The organism is Mesorhizobium quangtriensis (assembly GCF_040081925.1).
GTDB classification, from domain to species: domain Bacteria; phylum Pseudomonadota; class Alphaproteobacteria; order Rhizobiales; family Rhizobiaceae; genus Mesorhizobium_K; species Mesorhizobium_K quangtriensis.
The window spans coordinates 58,993-79,361 of the sequence record NZ_JBEBMF010000005.1; the positions used below are offsets into that span (position 1 = coordinate 58,993).

Annotated in this window: 11 protein-coding genes; 2 read left to right on the plus strand and 9 right to left on the minus strand. The window is 66.6% G+C overall.

The genetic code is table 11. From position 1 onward, the window contains the following. Window positions 1-6: 6 nt before the first annotated feature. Window positions 7-513 (minus strand): SOS response-associated peptidase family protein, encoded by a 507-nt coding sequence (locus ABMA32_RS22780; protein ID WP_349016042.1) that lies wholly within the window; start codon window positions 511-513, stop codon window positions 7-9. 58 nt (window positions 514-571) lie between these two features. On the opposite strand from ABMA32_RS22780, the gene ABMA32_RS22785 reads away from it, so the two are divergent. Together ABMA32_RS22785 and ABMA32_RS22790 are read left to right on the plus strand one after the other, a co-directional pair. Beyond that, complete coding sequence (locus tag ABMA32_RS22785; RefSeq protein WP_349016043.1) at window positions 572-1,162, plus strand: SOS response-associated peptidase; 591 nt, start codon at window positions 572-574, stop codon at window positions 1,160-1,162. 12 nt (window positions 1,163-1,174) lie between these two features. After that, complete coding sequence (locus ABMA32_RS22790) at window positions 1,175-2,083, plus strand: hypothetical protein (protein ID WP_349016044.1); 909 nt, start codon at window positions 1,175-1,177, stop codon at window positions 2,081-2,083. A 31-nt stretch (window positions 2,084-2,114) separates the two neighbouring features. On the opposite strand, the gene ABMA32_RS22795 is transcribed toward ABMA32_RS22790, so the two are convergent. The 8 genes from ABMA32_RS22795 to ABMA32_RS22830 form a co-directional block, all read right to left on the minus strand. After that, window positions 2,115-5,387 (minus strand): error-prone DNA polymerase, encoded by a 3,273-nt coding sequence (locus ABMA32_RS22795; protein WP_349016045.1) that lies wholly within the window; start codon window positions 5,385-5,387, stop codon window positions 2,115-2,117. Beyond that, entirely contained in the window at window positions 5,384-6,907 is a 1,524-nt protein-coding gene (locus ABMA32_RS22800; protein WP_349016046.1) for a Y-family DNA polymerase, read from the minus strand. Before ABMA32_RS22800 ends, ABMA32_RS22795 begins: the two co-directional genes overlap by 4 nt. Further along, window positions 6,822-7,574, minus strand: a complete 753-nt coding sequence (locus ABMA32_RS22805) for an ImuA family protein (protein WP_349016047.1) — start codon at window positions 7,572-7,574, stop codon at window positions 6,822-6,824. The genes ABMA32_RS22800 and ABMA32_RS22805 overlap by 86 nt, the downstream gene beginning before the upstream one ends. Window positions 7,575-7,946: 372 nt before the next feature. Then, a complete protein-coding gene (locus ABMA32_RS22810) occupies window positions 7,947-11,090 on the minus strand; it encodes a helicase C-terminal domain-containing protein (RefSeq protein ID WP_349016048.1) in 3,144 nt (1,047 codons plus the stop codon). Beyond that, window positions 11,080-12,936: a phospholipase D family protein gene (locus ABMA32_RS22815; RefSeq protein WP_349016049.1), complete on the minus strand. Its 1,857-nt coding sequence runs from the start codon at window positions 12,934-12,936 to the stop codon at window positions 11,080-11,082. The genes ABMA32_RS22810 and ABMA32_RS22815 overlap by 11 nt, the downstream gene beginning before the upstream one ends. Continuing rightward, window positions 12,926-14,104, minus strand: a complete 1,179-nt coding sequence (locus tag ABMA32_RS22820) for a DUF6361 family protein (RefSeq protein ID WP_349016050.1) — start codon at window positions 14,102-14,104, stop codon at window positions 12,926-12,928. Before ABMA32_RS22820 ends, ABMA32_RS22815 begins: the two co-directional genes overlap by 11 nt. A 4-nt stretch (window positions 14,105-14,108) precedes the next feature. Further along, window positions 14,109-17,507 (minus strand): UvrD-helicase domain-containing protein, encoded by a 3,399-nt coding sequence (locus tag ABMA32_RS22825; protein ID WP_349016281.1) that lies wholly within the window; start codon window positions 17,505-17,507, stop codon window positions 14,109-14,111. Continuing rightward, on the minus strand, window positions 17,507-20,161 hold the full coding sequence (locus ABMA32_RS22830; protein ID WP_349016051.1) for a PD-(D/E)XK nuclease family protein: 2,655 nt from the start codon (window positions 20,159-20,161) through the stop codon (window positions 17,507-17,509). The genes ABMA32_RS22825 and ABMA32_RS22830 overlap by 1 nt, the downstream gene beginning before the upstream one ends. Window positions 20,162-20,369 lie beyond the last annotated feature (208 nt).

Below are 20,369 nucleotides of genomic sequence, written 5' to 3' on the forward strand. Positions count from 1 at the left end.
CCATCGTCAAAGTGCGAGCATCGGTTGAGCTCGCCGCCGGTGAAGGCGGGACATCTGAAAGCTTCCAGCGGGCAACGCCCGCAGCAGGTCAGCCTCAGGTCGCCCCCGGTCGAGCCAGCTCATGCGCTCCTCGCGGCGGAGCACCACCATTTGCCGATCGTGGTACGGCGCGATGTCGCTATTCGATTCGATCGTGATGATCGCATAGGCTTCGGGCCAGTCGCGCGTAGCGGGCCGCCAAATCCCGGCAAAATAAAACCAATCGCCGTTTGCGAGTTGGAAGCTGTAATCCTTACCGTTGCTGCGATGTCGAAATTCGGATGCAGGGACGAGACAGCGGTAGCTTGGAAACGTCCGGCCTTCCGCGCGAACAACCGTAAAGGGCCGCGCGTGCGGATCGCGCGGCTGAAGACCCCACGCCAGCTCGACCATTTCGACGTCGCCGCCTGAGCGTCTGACGACGACTCGGCGTTCGTCGAGCGGTGCATCGGAATTGAAAGGCTTCACGTTCATAACGATTTAGAACATAATAGGAACAGCGCGTCGGCGCAACGCCAAGAAAGGAGGAGTGATGTGTAATGACTATCGCCTGATGGTGGACGTCGCCTCGATCGTCGAGGATTTCGCCGACCTCAAGATCAAGATCCGGTTCAGCGAGGGCTCGCCGAACATTCAGGCGCGTGAGGATATCAAGATCACCGACATGGGTCCGATCATCCGCTCGTTCGCAGGGGCACCCGGGGAGGGCGATCTACTGCAGCGCCGCTGGAGCTGGCCGGGCCAGAACAAACGGCCGGTCTACAATTTCCGCTCGGATGGTCGCGAGTTCACCAACAATCGGTGCCTGATCGTCGCCGATGGCTTCTACGAGTTCACCGACCCGGCCGAAAAGGGAAAGAAGCGAAAGGATAAGTGGCTCTTCACGAAGCGCAACGAACCGATCTTCTGTATCGCCGGAATTTGGCGTGAGACAAAGGATGTGGGAGAGGCCTTCACCATGTTGACGATGGAGCCCGGGCCCGACATCGCGCCCTATCATGACCGGCAGATCGTCATCCTCGAGCGCGAAACCTGGGCCGATTGGCTCGATCCGACCGTGCCGGCGCGAGACTTGATCAAGCCACTCTCGGCAGGGTCGCTTTTGGTCGAACAGGTGGGTTAGGACAACGTCGTGATGTCAACTCCGCCTCCTCCGATCATGCGCTTCCTCGAGAAGGTGGATGCGGCACACAAGGTCTTTCGCTCCGTGCTCGGCGCTGCCATCCCGGATCAGGTTTTCACCGAAAGAGCGGTTACCATCTCGGACGATGGTCAGCGGCTCTACGAATTTACGGGAAACAATCGCGTTCTCGCCGAAGCGGTGCTCGGAGTGGATTTTCCGCGCGCGGCAGGTCCGATCGAGCTGGATCACTACACAACGCTTACGGGCCTCAAGGCCATCGTGGCTTCACGGAAGATTCATCTCCGCGCAGTCGCGACCTATCTTCATGAAGGCGAGTTTGCCACGTTCGCGCAAGAACATGGGCTCCAGGGATATTTCGACGACAATGGCCGCGGCAAACAGGTCCTCGAGGACCTGTCGGATAATTTGTTCTTCATATCGCTGACGAAGCCGGGCAACCCGGACGAGACGACGCTCTGGGATGCATTCGCCAATGAAGGGCGGGGCGTCCGGCTGCGCCTGCGGGTCACCCCAACGCCAGCGGGCGACTTGCGGACCATGAGCTATCAGACCGGCCATCCGACGGCGCTCAAGCAGATCAACGACGCCCTGGCCAGCGAGGGTCTCGTCTACACGCCCTGGACGATCTCTCGCATTTGCGCCTTCTATCTGCCGCTCGGCTACCGCGTAGAGCGCGAGGTGCGGCTGCTTGTGAAGCGCCACGAGGACGGCGTGGATCGTACGATCCAGAGGGGCCCCCACACTGTCTGGCCGGTGGCGCTAGCGGCGCCGGGTGCGACCACAGGCGATCCGGCGTGCGAGATCGAACTTGTCGAGGTGACGGCTGGACCGCGTTGTATGGCGACGGCGGTTCAGGCTGCGGTGGCCGGCAGCGTCTATGCCGAGGTAGCGGTCTCGTGATGACCTACGGGCGACGCGGCACCACGTTAGACTACTGGAAATTCCGTGACTTCACCTTGATGGTGTCGATGTGAAGGTCGGGAACGTAGATGTCGCGCGTGCGCGCCGGCTTCGGCGGCTGTTCGCGCGGATCGGGACCTGAACCGCCGTTACGGACCTGATCGCCGCGGCCATGGGGCAGGGGAAAGCCTGCCTCGCGTTCCCCGACGCTGGCAAGCTCGGCTGAGAGATCGACGATCCGCTGCGCGACGAGGTGGACCACCTCGCCTTCGCGCTGGATGCGGCCCCGCACGGAGATCATGCTCGCCGACAGGACCGCACGCCGGTTGGCCTCGAAGACCTTCGGCCAGACGACGAGGTTGGCGATGCCAGTCTCATCCTCCAACGTGATGAACATCACGCCTTTTGCCGATCCCGGCCGTTGACGGACAAGGACGATGCCGGCCGCTTCGAGCCAGCGGCCGTCGCGCGATTCCATCGCTTCTGCGCAGGCGACGATCCGCCGGCGGTGCAGGTCGCTGCGAAGAAAGGAGACCGGATGACTGCGCAGCGACAAACCGACATGATGATAATCTTCGACGACTTCGCCGCCTGTCTTCATGGATCGCAACGCGATTGCAGGTTCATTGAGTTCGGCGCTCGGTCCGTGATCGCGCGCCGCCGCGGCCACGAAGAGCGGCAAGGGTTCGTCGCGCAGAGCCTTGATCGCCCACAGTGCCTCGCGTCGCGCAAGCCGGAGCGCTGGCCGGAAGGCGTCAGCCTCGGCGAGTTGGACAAGCGCCGCCTGCGGCACATCGGACCGGCGCCAGAGATCGTCGACCGTCGCGAAGGGCTGACCGCCGCGTGCAGCGACGATGCGGGCGGCATGCGCATTGGCAAGGCCCCGCACCATGCGAAGGCCGAGCCTGACCGCGAAGCGCGCTTCATCGCCGGTCGGCTCGAGTGTGCAATCCCATCGCGAGGCCGCGACACAGACGGGGCGCACCTCGATGCCGTGCCCGATCGCGTCCCTGACGATTTGTGCCGGCGCGTAAAAGCCCATCGGCTGACTGTTGAGCAAAGCCGCGCAAAATACGTCAGGGTGCCAGCATTTGAGCCACGCGCTCGCGTAGGCGATCAAGGCGAACGACGCTGCATGGCTTTCAGGGAAGCCATATGAGCCGAACCCCTCCAGCTGTCGAAACGTCTGCTCGGCGAACGTGCGCTCGTATCCGTTGGCCACCATGCCGTCGATCAGCTTGGCCTTGAACGACGAGACGCCGCCGGTGTGTTTGAAGGTCGCCATCGACTTGCGCAGCATGTCGGCTTCGCCCGGCGTGAACCCCGCGCAGGTGATTGCGACCCTCATCGCTTGTTCTTGGAACAAGGGCACACCTAAGGTCTTTCCGAGCACCTGTTCGAGCTCGGGCTTGGGGTAATGGACAGGCTCGCGCCCTTCGCGGCGGCGAAGATAAGGGTGGACCATATCACCCTGGATCGGACCGGGCCGAACGATCGCCACCTGAACGACCAGGTCGTAATAAGTGCGAGGCTTGAGGCGCGGCAGCATCGACATTTGCGCCCGGCTCTCGATTTGAAATGTCCCGAGGGTGTCGGCCTTCCTGATCATCGCATAGGTGCGAGGATCCTCGGCAGGAATCGTCGCGAGGTCGAGCTCGATGCCCTTGTGATGCGCGAGGAGGTCGAGACCCTTTTTCATGCAAGTGAGCATGCCCAGGGCCAAGACGTCGACCTTCATAAATCGCAGCGCGTCGATGTCGTCCTTGTCCCACTCGATGACCTGGCGGTCCTTCATGCTCGCAGGCTCGATCGGGACGAGATCGTCGAGCCTGTCGTGGGTGAGGACGAAACCGCCGGGGTGTTGCGACAAATGTCGTGGCGCGCCCATGAGCTGACGCGCCAGGTCCAGGGTCAATCGCAGCCGTCGATCAGCAAGATTGAGATTGAGCGCCTCGACATGGCTGTTTTCCACGCCGTCCTCGGACCAGCCCCAGACCTGCCCGGAGAGCGAGGAAATCAGATCCTCGGGCAGGCCGAGGGCCTTGCCGACGTCGCGCAGCGCCCCTTTGGTCCGATAGCGGATGACGGTGGAGCACAGCGCCGCGTGGTCGCGACCGTAGGTTTCAAAAACCCACTGCATCACGATCTCCCGCCGTTCATGTTCAAAGTCCACGTCAATGTCGGGCGGTTCGCGTCTCTCTTCGCTGACAAAGCGTTCGAACAGCAGGTCATTGCGACCGGGATCGATCGAGGTGATCCCGAGCACATAGCAGACGGCAGAATTCGCGGCGGAGCCGCGTCCCTGGCACAGGATGTCGCGTGAGCGCGCGAACCTGACGATGCTGTTCACCGTCAAAAAATACGGCGCATAGTCGAGCTTCTTGATCAGGCGCAACTCGTGCTGAAGGGCGGCGCGCACCTCATCGGGCAAACCTTCGGGATAGCGGAACGCCGCACCTTCCCAGGTCAGCTTTTCGAGCGTCTCCTGCGGCGTAAGCGAAGGATCGTCACGCTCCTCAGGATATTGATAGGCCAGCTCATCGAGACTGAAGCGACACCGCTCGGCGATCTCCAGCGTGCGCGCCAGGGCCTCCGGGTAGCGGGTGAACAGGCGGTGCATCTCCTCTGGCGGCTTGAGATAGCGATCGGCATGTCGTTCGCGGCGGTCGCCGAGCCCGTCGATCGTGACGTTGTGGCGAATGCAGGTGACGACGTCCTGAAGGATCCGGCGATCGGGTTCGTGAAAGAGCACGTCGTTGGTCACGACGGTACGGACCTTCGCCGCGGCAGCGGCGTTCGAGAGCTCGTGAAGCCGGAGCTGGTCGTTCGGCCGGCGTCTGAGCGTCAGCGCCAAGTAGGCGCGGTCGGCGAAGGCATCGCGCAGCTGGCGCAGGTGAAGGCGACAATCGTCGTCGGCCATGTCAGGCACGAGCACCGCGATCAGACCCTCGCCATAGGCGACCACGTCGACCCATGCGAGGCTGCATTTGCCCTTGCCCGCGCGCCGCTTGCCGAGCGAGAGCAGCCGGCAGAGCCGCGCGTAAGCGGCTCGGTCGGTCGGATAGACCAGGAGAGACATGCCGTCGGACAGATCAAGGCGGCAGCCGACGATCAGGCGCACGCCGGTTGCCTTCGAAGCTTCGTGTGCGCGAACGATACCGGCAAGGCTGTTGCGGTCGACGACCGCAAGCGCCTCGATGCCCTGGATCGCTGCCTGTGCGAAGAGCTCGTCGGCCGACGACGCCCCGCGCAGGAAGCTGAAATGCGATGTGACCTGAAGCTCGACATAGCGATGAGTGCTCATCCGAACACCCCATGCAAGAACCAGCGATGCGACCCGATCACCGCATCCTCGCCGTCGCCGGCGCGATAGATCCAGTATCGTTCGCCAGCTTCGTCTTCGACCCTGAAATAGTCGCGCACGGTCGCGAGTTCGGCATCGCGTTTCCACCATTCCCCGAACACGCGCTCGGGCCCGTCGGCCCGGCGCACACGGCGGCGAATGCCGCGCCAGGTGAAGGCGACCGGGGGATGATCGGGCAGGAGCGCGACGGTCTCGATCAACTCGGGGCGCTGCAGCAGGCGCGCGGGCCGCGGCCAATGGCCCGGCCAGGTGGCGCCGGTGTCGGGCGCCATTGCCGGAATGCGGGCGACGACGCGCTCGGGCACGTCACTGGATAGCGGCGCCGCGCGATAGACGGCCCGTTCGCCGACGCGGTTGGCGAGCGTGTCGATCAGATCGGACACGTCGGGGATGGCCTCTTCGATCAGCGAGCTGACGGTCTGCTTGCGGACCAGGGGTACGGTGCTGCTTGCGACGAGGGAAAGGAGCTCGATGCCGAAGCCCGGATCGATGGTTTCGATCCTGTCGCACAAAAGCCGGGTGAGACGCTTTACGTCGCGCACGGGCATTGCCATGCCGACACGGATCGCCTGGCGCTGATTGTCGACGCGCCGCAGGTGAAGATCGAGCCGCCGCGCACCGAGATCGGCTTCCTCGAGGCGTTCGCAGAGCGCAACGACGAGCTTGCCGATGTAGCGCGCGATTGTCTCGGCCGCGGAGATCGGTTCGGCGAAGCTGCGCCGGACCTCGATCAGGTCGGCCGCCCGGACTGGATCGATCGGTTCCGCCGCCGCCCCGACCGCCTGGTCAAGCCGCCGGCCGAGCTCGTGACCGAAGCGAAGCGTCAGCGGCGCGCGCGGCTGCGCCAGAAGATCGCCGACCTGCTGGAAGCCGAGCACGCGCAGATCCTGGTTCATCACCGCAGGCAGACGCAGAGCCTCCAACGGCAATGAGGAGACGATGTTCGGCCCATGCCCGGCTGCCGCCACGAAGCCCGGGCTGGCAAGGTAACGGGCAAAGGCATGCGCGGCGCCCCAGCTGTCGGCCACGGCGGCGCGCGCGGCGATGCCGGACATGGCAAGGCGACCGATCAGGGCATCGAGCATCGCTTCTTCACCACCATGGAGATGATCGGCGCCCGTGGTGTCGATCACGATCCCGTCGTCGCCATCCACCGCGACGATCGGGGCAAAGCGCTGCAGCACCCACAAAGCGAGGCGCTCCAGCGCCTCGGAATCCGCGATCGGGTCGGCATCCTGGATGAGCAGGTCCCGGACGAGGACCTGCGCCTTGGCGACCGGCATGCCGGGCCGCAAGCCAGCCGCCCGCGCAGCGGCATCCGCCGAGACCACCACGCGCCGGCTTCCTTCCCGGCCGATCAGGACGAGCGGGGCCTCAACCGGAGGCGCCGCGTCGCCGGCCTTCCGCCGCAGCCGATCGGTCGACCAGCTCGGCAGGAAGAGCGAGACAACCCGTGTCATCGCAAGCCTCCAACTCGAAATCTGCACTCTCGCCCGCGCGGGCGCGGATCAACTCGACAAGCCACCGATGGCGGCTGACACCAGGAACGGGCAGCGCCGCCGAGGGCAGGACCGAGATCCTCCAGCGCGTCATCGCGGCGGTTGGCTGTCCAAAATCGGCGGCCTCGGTCTGGCGCCGCCAGCGCCGAAGGGCGATGCCGATCGTCCCGGTGCCTTCAGCCGAGAGCTGCAAGCGCCGGGAGGCGGTCATGGAAAGACGGGCGACCTCGCCGACGACGGCGCCCAGCCCGCCATGTCGGAGGCCTTCCTCCATGCAGGCGAGGATCGCCTTGTCGTCGCCTGCCTCGACGTAGATCACGCGATCCGGCGGCAATCCTGCCTGCGCGAGCGCCGGCGCGAAGAGATCCGCGCGTGTGATACACCACAGGATCTTGCCCGTCGTCCGCGCGGCGATGCCGCCGGCGAACAGGGCGGCGGCCGCACCGTCGACGGCACCAAATCCGCCGCCCGCAATTTCATGAAGAGCGCCACGCGCCAGGCCTCCGCCCGGGAGTCGCGCGTCGACCTCGGCAATTCCGAAAGGAAGCACCGATTTCGCGCGCAGGGTTCGACCCTCGATCTTCTCGATTTGCGCGCGCAACGACTCTATGGCGGGCTCCGGCCGCAAGCTGGTCCTTGACCTCCTGGGATGGCTCTTGCATCATGTTCTCTATTTGTTCTCCAAATAAAGGGCGTGAGTCAAGAGCAGCGGCGAGCATCGAATCGAAGCAGCTGCGAGATGCAAAATTGCACTGTCTTGCGGCGGGTCCTTTGCCGCACGGATCGATCCCAGTACGGCGGGACCAGATCACCCAAGGGTCTCCTTCGCTTCCACCTCGCCCAGCACACGTAGATCGGGGAGCGGAAGCTTGAACCAAGAACTGAACGGCGAAGCTGGTTCGCTCGCGTCACTCCAAATGTTGATCGTATGCGGCGAGAGCCAATCCGCAGTGGCTACCGCGTATTCCTTCCAAGGGCGGTCTCGAAGTAGATATCGTTCTCATACGTTCCGAAGTTCCGGTTCAAGCCGAATCTGCAAATCGAGAAGCTGGCTGGCATCCATTCCATGGCCCGCGAGAGTTTGCAGGTAGTCAAGCAGATCGTCTTGCCGCGGTTGGCCAAAGGCTAGGCGATAGACCGTGAGGCTGCGCTTGAGCCAAGCGAGTCGCGTGACTTCCCGACTGAACGGCAACATCGGCACGCGCCGTTCGACCCTCACGGAACCTTCGTAGATCCAATAGGGGATGAGGTCGGTGTCGACCGCCGCCTGGCTGCGCGCGCGCTCGAACATCAGCTTCCACGGATCGTCAGGCGCCTGCCCACAGCCCCTGACGGCACCGCCTTGGCGCTCGGCCAAGTTGAGACGCACGGCATGGCCCTTGAAGCGGTTGACGCGGCCTTCGCGCTGTTCAAGGTCCACCGGGTTGCCCGGTAGGTTCCAGTGATAGACGCGATAGCAATAGGGATGGAAATCCAACCCCTCCTGGCCGACCGACGTGGTGGCGAGAACGAATGGCCGGAACGGCGAGTTGAACGCATCGCGCACGCCTCCGAGCCGGGCGACGGCGCCGTCCTCGTCCTTGTAGTCGGCGAGCCGCATCGCGAAGCGTCCGCGCATCTGGAATTTGCTGATGTCGAGGGCCTCGCCATCGACATGCACGTCGTCGACCTCGATCTGCGACGGGCGGATGGCCAGGGCCTGGGCCATGGCGCGCGCGACGCCGAGGGCGCGTTCCTCGGCCGGGCGGGCTCCGAGACCTTCGGCATCGACAAGGTAGTGGGCGTATTCGTCCAAGACGGCCTGTAGGTTGTGCTCGGCGCAGTAGACCAACACACGGCGCCAATAGTGATCGTCGGTATCCCGCCGCAACAGGGCGACCGCGTCATGCTGGTTGAACAGCGCCCGGAACGACCAAGCGACTTCAGCGGCGGCGCTGAGCAGGCGCGGGTCGTCCCACGCCAGCTCGGGCGCGATCCGCTTGAGGGCGCGAAGCGCGCAGACGGCCGGGCTGCCGAGCGCCACGTCTACCAGCAGGTCGGAAAGATCGGCGGACGAAGCGCCGATGTCGTGCGTCTTGACCGCCGCCGCAAGCTCGGCGACATGATCCTGAAAGGCGTCTTCGCTCGCCAGGGCGCGCATGCCATGGGGCGTCTCCAGCCAGGCGCGGGACCGCGTGCCCAGCAGGTCATCTACCACGGCGGGAGCGGCCCACTCGGCGCTGTTGGCGTCCTGCCGCGACGCCGCCCCTTTTCGCAGAGCCTCGAGGGCGGGCTTGAGGCGGTCGACGATGGCGGCGCGCATGCCCTCCTGCGACAGGGCGGTCTCGGTTTCACTGAAAACCGCGAGCGGATCGGCCAGCTCGGCCAGAGCCGGCGACGGATAGATTAGGAGCAGCGCGCGCAAACCCACAAGCCGCCCCTGATCCTGTCGGAACTGCAAGGGGCGCAGACGATGTTGCTCGAAATAGCGTCGGCCGGATTCGCCGACGCCCATGCGCCGTTCGGCTTCATAAGACAGCAGGGCTGCAATCGCGTCGGGCACCATGGACCAGGCCGAAAATATCAGCGCCTTGGTCAGCGGCGCGCCGGATCGCGCGTCGCCGTAATAGGGCATGGCGGCGGGTATCCAGAGATTCTGTTCGAGACGCTGGCCGAAGATGTCGTCCATGATCGCGCGCATGCGGCCATTGGCCGGCTCGAGCGGCGCATAGGCGTCGATGGCGTCGTGATCGAGCATGGTCGGCCGAGCGGCCTGGATGGCGCTGCGGAGGGTCGCCGAGGGCGCCTCCGCCTCGTCCGTCAGAAGCTGCTTCAGGCTGTAGTGTCGCATGAAGTTGAGCAGGTAAGGCGCCGATTTCCAGTATTCGATGATTTCCGGCGCATCGAGTGTGCGCGCCACTTGCGACAAGGCCGACGCCTGCGCGAGATCGGCGGGCGCGACCGAGACCGTGATGGCGGGCTCGCTCATCATGGAGTCGCGTTCGATCGTGGACGCGACCCGCTCGGTTCGGGCGATCACTTTGCGCAGGCGCTGTTCGATGGCCTGGCGCGCCTCGACCGCTGAAGCGTGCGATTGCGGCAGGGTATGCAGAAGGCCGCGGAAAGCGCGCATCTCGCGCGAGAGCGTGGCCGCCACCTCCGGCCCTCTTTCGCGGCCAAAGAGGAAGCTCAGGGTTTCGAGGAAATCCTGATAGTGGTCGCCTTCGTCGGGCTCATCGCCGGCGAGCGTCAGCATCCGGTAGGGCGTGGCGGAGAGCAGCAGGGTACGGGCGGCGTGCCCGTCGCCTCCCGAGTAGTCGAACAGTTCGCGCGCTAGGATCGCCGCGTCGCTGTCGCCATGCAGCAGATCCCGAAACCGCTGGAACTCGTCCATGATGATGAGGTCGGGTTGCAGCGCATCCACGCAGGCGTGGGAGAGCTTGGCGCGGAGCCGGGCGACCAGGTTGTTGCGGGGCTGTGTCATTTCTGCGGGATAGGTGTCCCGGCGGCGCGGGAAGAGTTCGCAAATCCGTTCGAGTTCCTCGAAGAGGTCGCGATCCGCTTTCACGTCGCGGCGGAAACGCTCGATGATGCGCTTGTCGACGCCTTCGAGGGTGAGGTTGTCCACAGCGCGGTTCCAACCCTCGACGCCGGCCGTGACCTGCAACAGGTTGTGCAGGCCGCGCGGGCGGGTAACGAGATCGCGCAGGAGATGGAACAGCAAGGCGCGTTCCTGCGTCACACCCGTCGCGGAGCGCAGATCGAAGGTTGTGCCCGGCGTCAGGCTGATGAAGTTCACCCTGTTGGCGTCGAGGCCCGCCTGATCGCGCAGTTGCAGGGGAACGAGCGTCATGCGGGTCGGCAGGGCCAGCTCGCGTCGCCCGAGGACGTTTAGCCGGTTGAGGTTCTGGGCGGCGATCGCCTGGTTCGAGCAGATGTAGAGGATGTCGATCCGCTTGGTGTTGTCCCACAGGTGTTCGATCATGCGGGCGATGACCCCGCGCGCCACCATCGTCTTCCCGAGGCCGACTTCGTCGGCGACCAGGAACTGGCGGACAGGATCGTCCTGGCCGTAGAGCCGATCGAAGACGTAGTCGACGGTGCGCCGCTGAAAGACCTTGAGGGGAGCGAGCGCCGCGTCGGCGCGAAACCGTTCATTCGGCATGCACGGCATCCTGCGTGGCGAGCGCAATTCGGAATGTATTCCAGAGTGCGCGGAACTCGGCGGGAATCGGATCGGTATCGTCACTGTCGCCGGTTTCCAGGCGGGCGATCAGCCGTCCGATGGCGCGAAGCTGGTCCCCGCCCCGGCAGAAGGCCCGAACCATCTCCTCGAGGATGGGCGCGTCGTCGCTTGCCGCGCGCCAGGCGCCCTGACCTGACCCGTCCTGCGCCGCGAGGGCGGCAGCGAAGGGATCGCCCAATTCGGAGAGGAGCAGCCGGAGATAGCGGAAGAAGGCGTCCTTGCTGTCGATCACCCAGCGCAGGATGGCAGCGTGGCGCTCTGCGGGCAGCCCCTCCATCTTGAGCCCCGTGCTGAACAGGATCGAGACGTCGTCCGTCTCGTCCGTCAGGTGACAGGCGAGGAACCGGGTAAGGTCGACCAAGGGCATTGCGCCAAGGTCGGCGGGCTGTCCCTGCCGGAGCGGCTCCAGCACATCGCGCGCATGTCCTTCGCCTCGCGTGATCGGCCAAACTCGCAGCGCACCGAGCCCGGTAAGGGGCAGCGGTTCGGACGGGATCAGCCAGACCTGCCAGACCGGCGCGCCATTGGCAGCGTGCTCGCCGCGCTCACAACGAAGCGTGAGGCCGCTGCGGCAAATCTCTCGCCGGGCCAGGTCCAATCGCGCCTCGGCCGCGCGTTGCGCGGCGTCGGCGGTGTTCATCTCGTTGCGGACGAAAGGTCGCGTCAGCCGGCCGAACCCCTTCTCGCCGAGGATTTCCTCGACGCTACCGACCCGCGACCGCTTGCCGGTCAGGGTCGCGAAGATCTCAACATTGCCGCCGGTCAGCAGCGCCGGGCGCGTGGCATTTCCTGAGCCGACCGTGATCGCGGTGTCCCAGCCGCGCTCGGCGATGAACGCCTTGGCGTGGAGCCCTTGCAGGGCCGTTGCGTCGGCTTCCTCGCCATCTTCCGTGGCCGCCATTTCGTCGAGCACGGCCACGCGGCCAAAGCCATCGAGCGTGGCGCCGGGCACCTGGGCGAGTTCGTCGGATCGCCCGATGAAGATGGGCTTTTCGGCGCTGGCCAGGCCGGCGAGCATCGACAAGGTTTGATCGTCGCAGAAGGGCGACACGACGCCCAGCCGAACGCAGGGTTCCGGGCGCCATGGCTTTCCGCCGAGGCCGTTGACGGCGAAGGAGACGCTCTGGAACGGTTCGGGCAGGCTCCATTCCGCGCGCCGTATGTCTTCGGCCAGCTCACCGACAAGGGCCTTCGTTCCATCGGGAGCACCGACGGTTGCCAGGGCGGGGAGCTGACGAAGGAAGTCGGTGACCGGGCGGTTGATGGCTTTGGGCTGCTTGGAGATCACCCCGTCGAGGGTGGCGGCAATATCCCAGGAGCGGTCGCGTGTCAGGTTTCGGGAGAGGACGAGCAGGCGCAGGCGCGCCGGATCTTCGGGCCGCAACGGCGTGAAGCGCAGCGCCCACATCTTGGGGTGGAAGGCGCCGCCGTGAGGGGCGGCGACCTCGACCACGATGCGTTCGAGCAGCGAGCAAAGGCGGGAATGGGGACGGACGCTCGCCTGGATATGGCCGGCGTCGGTGAAGACGACGAGGCGGCCGGCGATGCGCTCGGCGCCTTCCAAGAGTGCCAGGGGGTGAGAAAGGATGTCGTCGCGATTCTCGGCGGCGAACAGCGCCAGACTGACCGGCACGGCGAGCGCGGTCTCGAAGTCGAGCGAGAAGGTCGTGGCGACTGCCGCGTCGAAGACGTAGCCCGCCGGCGGCTGGAGATTGGCGCCGTAGAGGGTTCGCTGTTCGGGATCAAGACTGCGCCTATTCAGCATGTGCGAGATCCCGCAGGTGCGATTTGGCTTGCGCCCAGCGGAAGGTGAGGCGGTCGGCGCCGGATGCGCCGGTCCAGCGGTCGCGCACGGCGTGATTGGCGTAGCGGGACTGGCTGGTTTTCAGCCGGCGTTCACGCTCTTCGACAAGCTGCCGCGCCGCAGACGACGCGATCACCTGCTCCGTCCCGGCCAGAACCAGCTCGCGCCACTCGGTTACAAAGCGCTTGGCGGCTGGCCGGACAGCGTGCGCGGGGTGCTCGACGACGTTCCAGAAATCATCGAGCGACCATGTGCGGACGGCGCTGGGATCGAGTTCGTCGCTCCAGGCCGCAAGCCGCTCGCGATAGTCGTCGATCCAGTCGTCGCGCTGGCGCAGCTCGCTGAGCGCGAGATTGTAAAGCAGCGCGGCGCCGTGCACCACATGTGAGAAGATTTCCCCATGCTGGACGAGGCGGCGCGCTGCGGATGGAAACGCCGACAGATGGGGGTGCGTCCAGATATAGTCGCAGTCCGCGTCGATGCCTTCGCGCGCCAGCATCGTGAGCAGTGCAGTGGGCTGGCTGGCGATCAGGCGGTCGATGAGGAATTGCGCCTCGTCGGTGGTCAGGCGGAAGACGGCGTGCTCAAGTAGGTCGCCGGGCATCCGGGGCAAGGCCGGATTCCAGACGGTGGGCGTTTGGGCGCCGGCCAGAGCGTCTTCGCCGCTGGATGCGCCGCGTGACCGGCCACGGCCCCGCAAGGCGATGAACAGACTGTCGAGCGAGCCCGGAAAGACCCGGATGCCCCACGCGCCCAGGCCAGCCCAATAGACGGAACTCGGCAACCGCTGGAGCCGTGGTCCTGCATCCCGGCCGATGATGCCGTTGGACTCACCGCCGGCTTTCAGGGCGTCGGCAAGCCGGATTTCGGTGTCGCGCGCCTCGGTGCGGAGCTGTGCTTCAGGGACTTCACGCTTTTCCAGCGCCCGATAGAGCCAGGGAATGAACAGCATGTATCGCAGGCGCGTCTGGATCGTGCTCGTGCCCGGAAAGAGGTGATCGGCGATAGAATCCCGGATCGCCCCCAGCCCCAGCTCGTCGCGGGTCTCGCGCTCCTGAAAGAGCGCCATGATGCGCTGCGCGCGCTGCCGCTCGGCTTCATCGAAATCGATCCAGGCAAGAGACGACATGGGCTCAGGCCGCCTCGCTCTCGGTCGGTTTCGTCGGCAGGACGGGAATGACGGCGCCGGAGGTCATCAGCACGATCAGGCCGCGCTCGGCGCCAGTCATGTCGAGATAGGCCCGCACCTGCGCGCGATAATGATCGAGCGTTCCCGGCGCCGGCGTCACATCGCTTTTCCAGTCCACGACGACGGCGGGGCGGCCCTCGGCCGTCAGGGTCAGTGCATCGGCGATCCCGGCCGTTGCGGTTTCCGCGCCGTCGGCCGCCTGTGCGGAATAGACGGGAAATTCGGCGAGAAGCCCCGGCCGCAGGGCCGCGATGTCAGGCAGAGCCAGGGTCCGGGCCACACAGGCCGCCAATTCCTGCGCCGACAGCCCCGTCGCCGGGTCGGCGACCGGAGACTGGCCGAGGGCGCGGATGAGGTGGCCAGCCCGTTCGGTCAGGGCAGCTTCCTCCTCTTGGGTTTCGCCGGTCAGCACTTCTTCCATGAGCTTGTGGAGGATCAGCCCGCGCTCGCGGCCGCCCTGCACGAGGACGGCTGCTTCCAGCTCGGGGGGCTGATCGTCGGCCGATCCCGTCCAGAGCGCGGCTTCCTCTTCCCGCAGCACGGTCCCGGCGGCGTTTTCGTCACGGCTGGGCGCGAACCAGGTCAACCGCGTCTGCGCGGCCGCGATGGCTTCGGCTTCGGCTGCGAAGCTCGCGCGCGTCTGGGTGTTGCCCGCGCCCGCGTCTGCGGCCGCGAGACCGGCAGGCAGGTGAGAGATGTCCAGGCCGGGCAGGTCGGCGAGCGACAGATCGACGAGACCGATCCAGGCCGATTTCGATGGCGTGGCGTCGAGCCGGGGCAAGACGAGGAGTTCGCGGGCGCGGGTGGCCGCGACATACCAGAGCCGGATGCGTTCGCGGTCCAGCTCGTCCTTTTCCGCCTGGCGCGCGGTTTCGTAGCCCTCGGGCACGACGCCCAGGACCGGGCAATAGAAGGTCTCGGTCTGGCGGTCGATCACGGCGCTGTCAGGCGCCATGACGCCGGTCATGGTGTTGACCGGAATGACGATCGGCCATTCCAGCCCCTTGGCCGCGTGCATGGTGAAGAGCGCGACCGCTTCCTCCTGGGCGTCGGGCCGTCCCTCGACGGCGCGGGCCTCGTCGGACCACGCCGCTGTCATCGCCTCGGCGAAGGCGCGCAGGCCGCGCACGGCGTAGCCGGTCGACAGGCTGAGATAGAGATCGACATTGGCGAGCGCGCGCTCGGCTTGGCCGCGATGGCGCTCAAGGAGGAGCGGACGCACGCGCATCACGTCCACGGCCTGCGACAGCAGCTCGTGCGGGGTCGTGCTGTTGCCGCGCCGGGAAAGCGATTGCAGCCGCTCGATGACCTCGCGCGCGAGCGGGTGCCCGATGACGGTGGGGTCGACGCTGAGGTCCAGACGTGGAATCCCGTCGGGCTTCTCCTCCGAGCGCGGAAGCCCCCACACGATGTCCAGCAGCTCTTCCTCGGTGAGGCCGACCAGAGGCCCGCGAAGCAGCGCGCCGAGCGCCAGCGTGTCGCGGCGATCGGCGAGGACGCGGGTCAGCGCGATCAGGTCCTGGACCTCCTGGCGGCGGAACAGCCCCTTTCCGGCTTGGGTCGCTACGGGGATGCCGCGGCGCTCCAGGGCTTCCTCATAGCGCCACAGCTCCGCGCCGGTTGGCGCCAGCAAGGCGATGTCGCCCGGCTGACAAGGGCGCTCCGCGCCGCTGCGACGGTCGATGATGGGGTGGCTTTCGATCAGCCGGGCGCACAGATCGGCGATGGCGTCGGCCTCGGCGTCACGCTGCTGCTCGGCGCTGGCCTTGCCGTTTTCGTCGGCCACGGCGATGTCGAGGGCCGCCACGCACAGGCCGCCGCGATCGTCATGGAACGGGTCGAGCGCGGTGAAGCCGGGCTGCCCGCCGGCCGAGAGCGCGACCTCGAAGCGCTCGTTGACGAAGGTGAGGATCGAGGCGCAGGAGCGGAAATTAGTGGAGATCGACAGGAGGCTACCGGGGTCCTGGTCGCGGAAGGCGTCGCGCGCCTGCACATAGGCGCCGACATCGGCGCCCCGGAAGCGATAGATCGCCTGTTTGGGGTCGCCGACCAGGAAGAGCGCGCCCGGCCGGATGCGGAACCCGGTCCAGCCGTCCGCGCCATCGACCGGCTCGCCGCAAAGGCGCCAGAAGATCTCGGTTTGCAGGGGATCGGTGTCCTGAAACTCGTCGACGAGGACGTGGGCGAAACGCTGCCCGAGCGCCCGTCGAACGTCGTCATGGTCGCGCAGCAGGTCGCGCGCGGCGAAAATCAGATCGTCGAAATCGAGCTGGGCGCTGGCGCGCTTGTGGTCGCGATAGCGTTGCAGGATCGGACGCGCTTCGTCGATCAGCGCGGCCAGGGCATGGCCGGCGACGGCCTGCGCCAACGCGACCCAAGCGTCGCAACAGGCGGTGTAGTGGGTCTCGGCGGCGTCGTTCAGCCGGTCGCCATCGGCCTTGGAGAGACCGTCCTGTTTGGCCGTGGCGGCCCATTTGCCCTTCTTGCGGTAGGAGGCGAACGCGCCGGCCTTGGTGCAAAGATCCGGGTGGGGCCGCGCGGTCAGGAGCCGAACGAGGCCCGCGGACGTCGCGGGATCGGGACCGTTCGCCACGGCGGTCGCCATTTCGGCCAGCCGCTCGACGATCATCACCGTTTCCGGCTCGGCCGCCGCCGTGCCATCCATGAAGTTCGCGAAATCCGCCGTGGCCTGCCGGAACGCCGTGAGGTGGCCGCCAAGTGGAGAGACGAGCGGGGCCGTGAGCGTGGGGCGACGGCGCATATTCTCGGCGATCTTGTGGATGAGCGCCACGGTCTCGCCGGGGCTGTGCAGCACGAGCTCGGCCAGGATACCGCCCTGGCCGCCGGAGAGGCGCTCGCGCAGCCAGCCGTCGACGATTTCGAGGAAGGTGAGATCGGCCTGGTTGCTGTCCATGACGCCGGCGCCGGGATCTATGTCGGCCTCCGCCGGATAGGGCTTGATCAGGCGCTGGCAGAAGCCGTGGATGGTCGAGCAGGTGATTTCGTCGATCGCGGCGCTGGCGGCGGCGAGATTGTCGCGATGGGTCTGTGACAGCCCATCGGGCAGCGCCACGCGCAGCTCGGTCGCGATCGTGCCGGCCGAGAGATCGGCAACGAACTCGCGGACGCGCGACAGCAGCTCGCTCGCGGCGAGTTCAGTGAAGGTGACGGCGGCGATGGAGCGCGGCGCGACGCCTTCGGCCAGCATGGCGGCGATGCGGCCAGCCATGACGGCGGTCTTACCTGAACCCGCGCCAGCCTCGACCAGGATCGAGCGATCATGGAGGCTGATCGCATCGCGGCGCGCGCCGTCGTCCTTCAGCACCTTGGACACGCTGCTCATCATTCCGCCTCCCAGACCTGAGCGACTTCGCCAAGCCGTTCAGTGGCGGCCGGCATTTTGCGTTTGCAATAGGTGGCGCTGGCGTTGGCCGGCAAGGCGAAGGCGAGGTCGTCATAGTCGCCGCCGGTATCCGGGCCAGGCAGGGCCGCGCCTCCGGCAAGACTCGACCGTGCCGCGCGCAGATAGCCCGTGATCTCCGCCAGCACGGCCTCGGGATCGTCGAGCTGGAGATCGACGGGCTCGCGCGGATAGAGCAGCGAGGCGCTGATGGCGACATCGTCGCCGAGGAGCGCCTTCACCGCGAAGGCATAGAGACAGCGCTGAAGCTCTCGCCCGCCATTGAGGCGGATGTCGCCGCGCGGCGGCCGTCCGGTCTTATAGTCCCGCACGAGGGCGCGCTTGCCGTCGCCCGAGATGTCGAGCCGGTCGATATAGCCGGCGATGTTGAAGCCCGTGTCGGGAATCGCGACCGGCGCGCTCGCATCCCAGGGCGTTTCCGCGTCGGATTTCGGCTCCAAGCCGCCGAAGGGCACCTCTCCATAGGAGCGTGCGCCCGGCAGGACATCATCACCATAGGACAAGGCGCGGCCCGCCATTACGCGGGCGTCATCGAGCGTGCGGCTCCAGATGACGGCCGGCGGAACCGGACGCTCGCTTTCCCAATCGGCGGCGACGGCTTGCGCGGCCCGCGCCACCGCTGCTTCGATGGTCTCGGCGTCGGCGGAGGCAAGACCGTCTCCGGTTTCGAGGTCGCGCAAGGCGCGGTCGAGAACCAAGTGAACGAGATCGCCGATACCGAGCGCGTCGAGCACGAGCGGTTCGGCGCTGCTCTGCGGTTCACGCCATCCGAACGCATAGACCCACACGAAACTCAGCGGATTGCGCAACAGGCGGCGCAGCGAGCTGGCCGACTGGGTGCGGCCGAGGATGGCGAGAACGAGCGGATGATCCGCCCGCACGACCCCGTCATGGGGAGTGATCTCGGCCTGCCGCCAGGCGCGCCAGCAGCCGTGCGCGCCGACCGCTTGCGGATCGGCGGCGAACTCTTGGGGCCGGGCCATGAGGCGGTCTGTTTCGCTGAAGGCGTGCGCCGGCGTCCCGTTGCGGCGCAGATAGGTTTCGTCGCCACGCCCGGCGAGCAGAGGGCTGCGACCCAGGAGACGCCCGTCGCTGTCGCGCCGGGCGCGCGACAGAACGACGGTGTCGGCCGTCGTGGCGAGGATCGTCTCGAAGTCGCGGCGGTCGGCGAGGTTGACCGGCAGCGGGTCGAGCACCGGGGTCGGGATGATATGGTCCGGGATCAGCCGGTCCTCGGCGATCCCGCGCGGCCAGCGCGAGGAATTAAGCCCGAGGAGCCGCACGAAGCGGCGGGGCGATGCCGCGAGTGCGCTGGCCGGCATCCAGGCGACGCAGACGCACGCTTCCAGTCCGTCGTCCTGCTTCAGGGTTTCCAGCGTCGCGTCGATCGAGGCGGCAGGGCCGGCGAGCAGCGCCTTGCGCCAGATCGCGAGCGCGCGGCCCTTGAGGAAGGCTTCTCCGATCTCGCTGGCTGCCTCCGATCCTTTCACAAGGGTCTCGACCGCCGTGCGCAGCGTCGCAATGTGATCGGCGCCGTCGGGCCAGTCTTCCGGCGTCAGCCGGGCCAGCAGGCGGTTCCAGGCGCCCGGAGTCGAGAGCGGCGCATCGGTCGGCAGCACCCGCAGCCAGCCTTCGGGCAGGGTCTCGAAAGGCCCGCTGTCCCGGCAGAGTGCCGCGAGGCGGCGCAGCCGCGACTGCGACAGACCGCGAACCACAATGTCGGCCAGCGCCGCAGCCGCCTGGCCCTCGCGGGTGGCGACGGTGCGGATGCCATGGACGAAGTGAAGGTCGATGTTGGCGTCGGCGCGCAGGGCCAGGAAATGATCGTCATAGTCGGCGGGCGAGGCGGTCGCGATGGCGATCTCCGAAGCCGGGACGCCCGAGGCGAGCAGGCTGCGCGCCCAGCGCATCGCCTCAATGGCCTCGTGATAGGCCGTCGCCGCGCTGGCGGCGCTGATTACCGGCGCATGCGCCGGTGCGCCCGCGACCGTGACGCCGGTGCCGTCCAGCCATGCGGGAACGCTCCTGGGGCCGGCCGTCCATCGCACGGGTATATGGGCGGTGAGCGCCTGGAGCAGCGGCCGCCAACAGGGCGAGAGTTCGGTAAGGCCGACAATCTCCAACGGGCCGAGGACCCCCGGGGCATGACCGATACGGGCGGTTGCGGCGGTGACGATGTCGAGAGGCCGCATCATGCCGGGCGGAAGCTGGTCGAGGACGGCCGCTTCCAGGCGCGCGATAGCGGCGAGACGCGGATGATCGGCCGCGCGTGCGGCAAGATCGATGCCCGCGCGCCAGGCTTTGTGGAGCGTGTCGGCTGCCGCGTCGATCATGCCGGGAAGAGCCTTGATGCTCTCCAGCTCCCCCATCGGCGTGGCAGGCAAGGCCGCCTGGATGGCCGCGCGCAGGCTCTCATCGTCGATCGGACGAGCAAATCCGCCGGCAAGTCGGACGGCCGCCTGCTCGAACGACATGATCTGGAGGCCGTGACGACCGCCACGACCCGCCGCGAGGCGGCTCTCCCGCATGGCGAGGCGACCGTGAACAACCAAGGTGGATCGGCTCGCTACGGACATAACCCCTCTCCTAATAGGTAGTACCTGTTTTGCGGTCGCGGTCTCAGCGCGACCGCAATTATCGCAACCTTGCTTCTCTTGGGATTACGTAGCTGTCCTGGCGACAGCACCTGCCGCCGACGCGGTCCGCGAGTCGCCCACCTCCCCATCTCACCCCCGAAATCGCGCTGATCACTGTTGACCAGAGCAGTAGATGGGAATAATAATT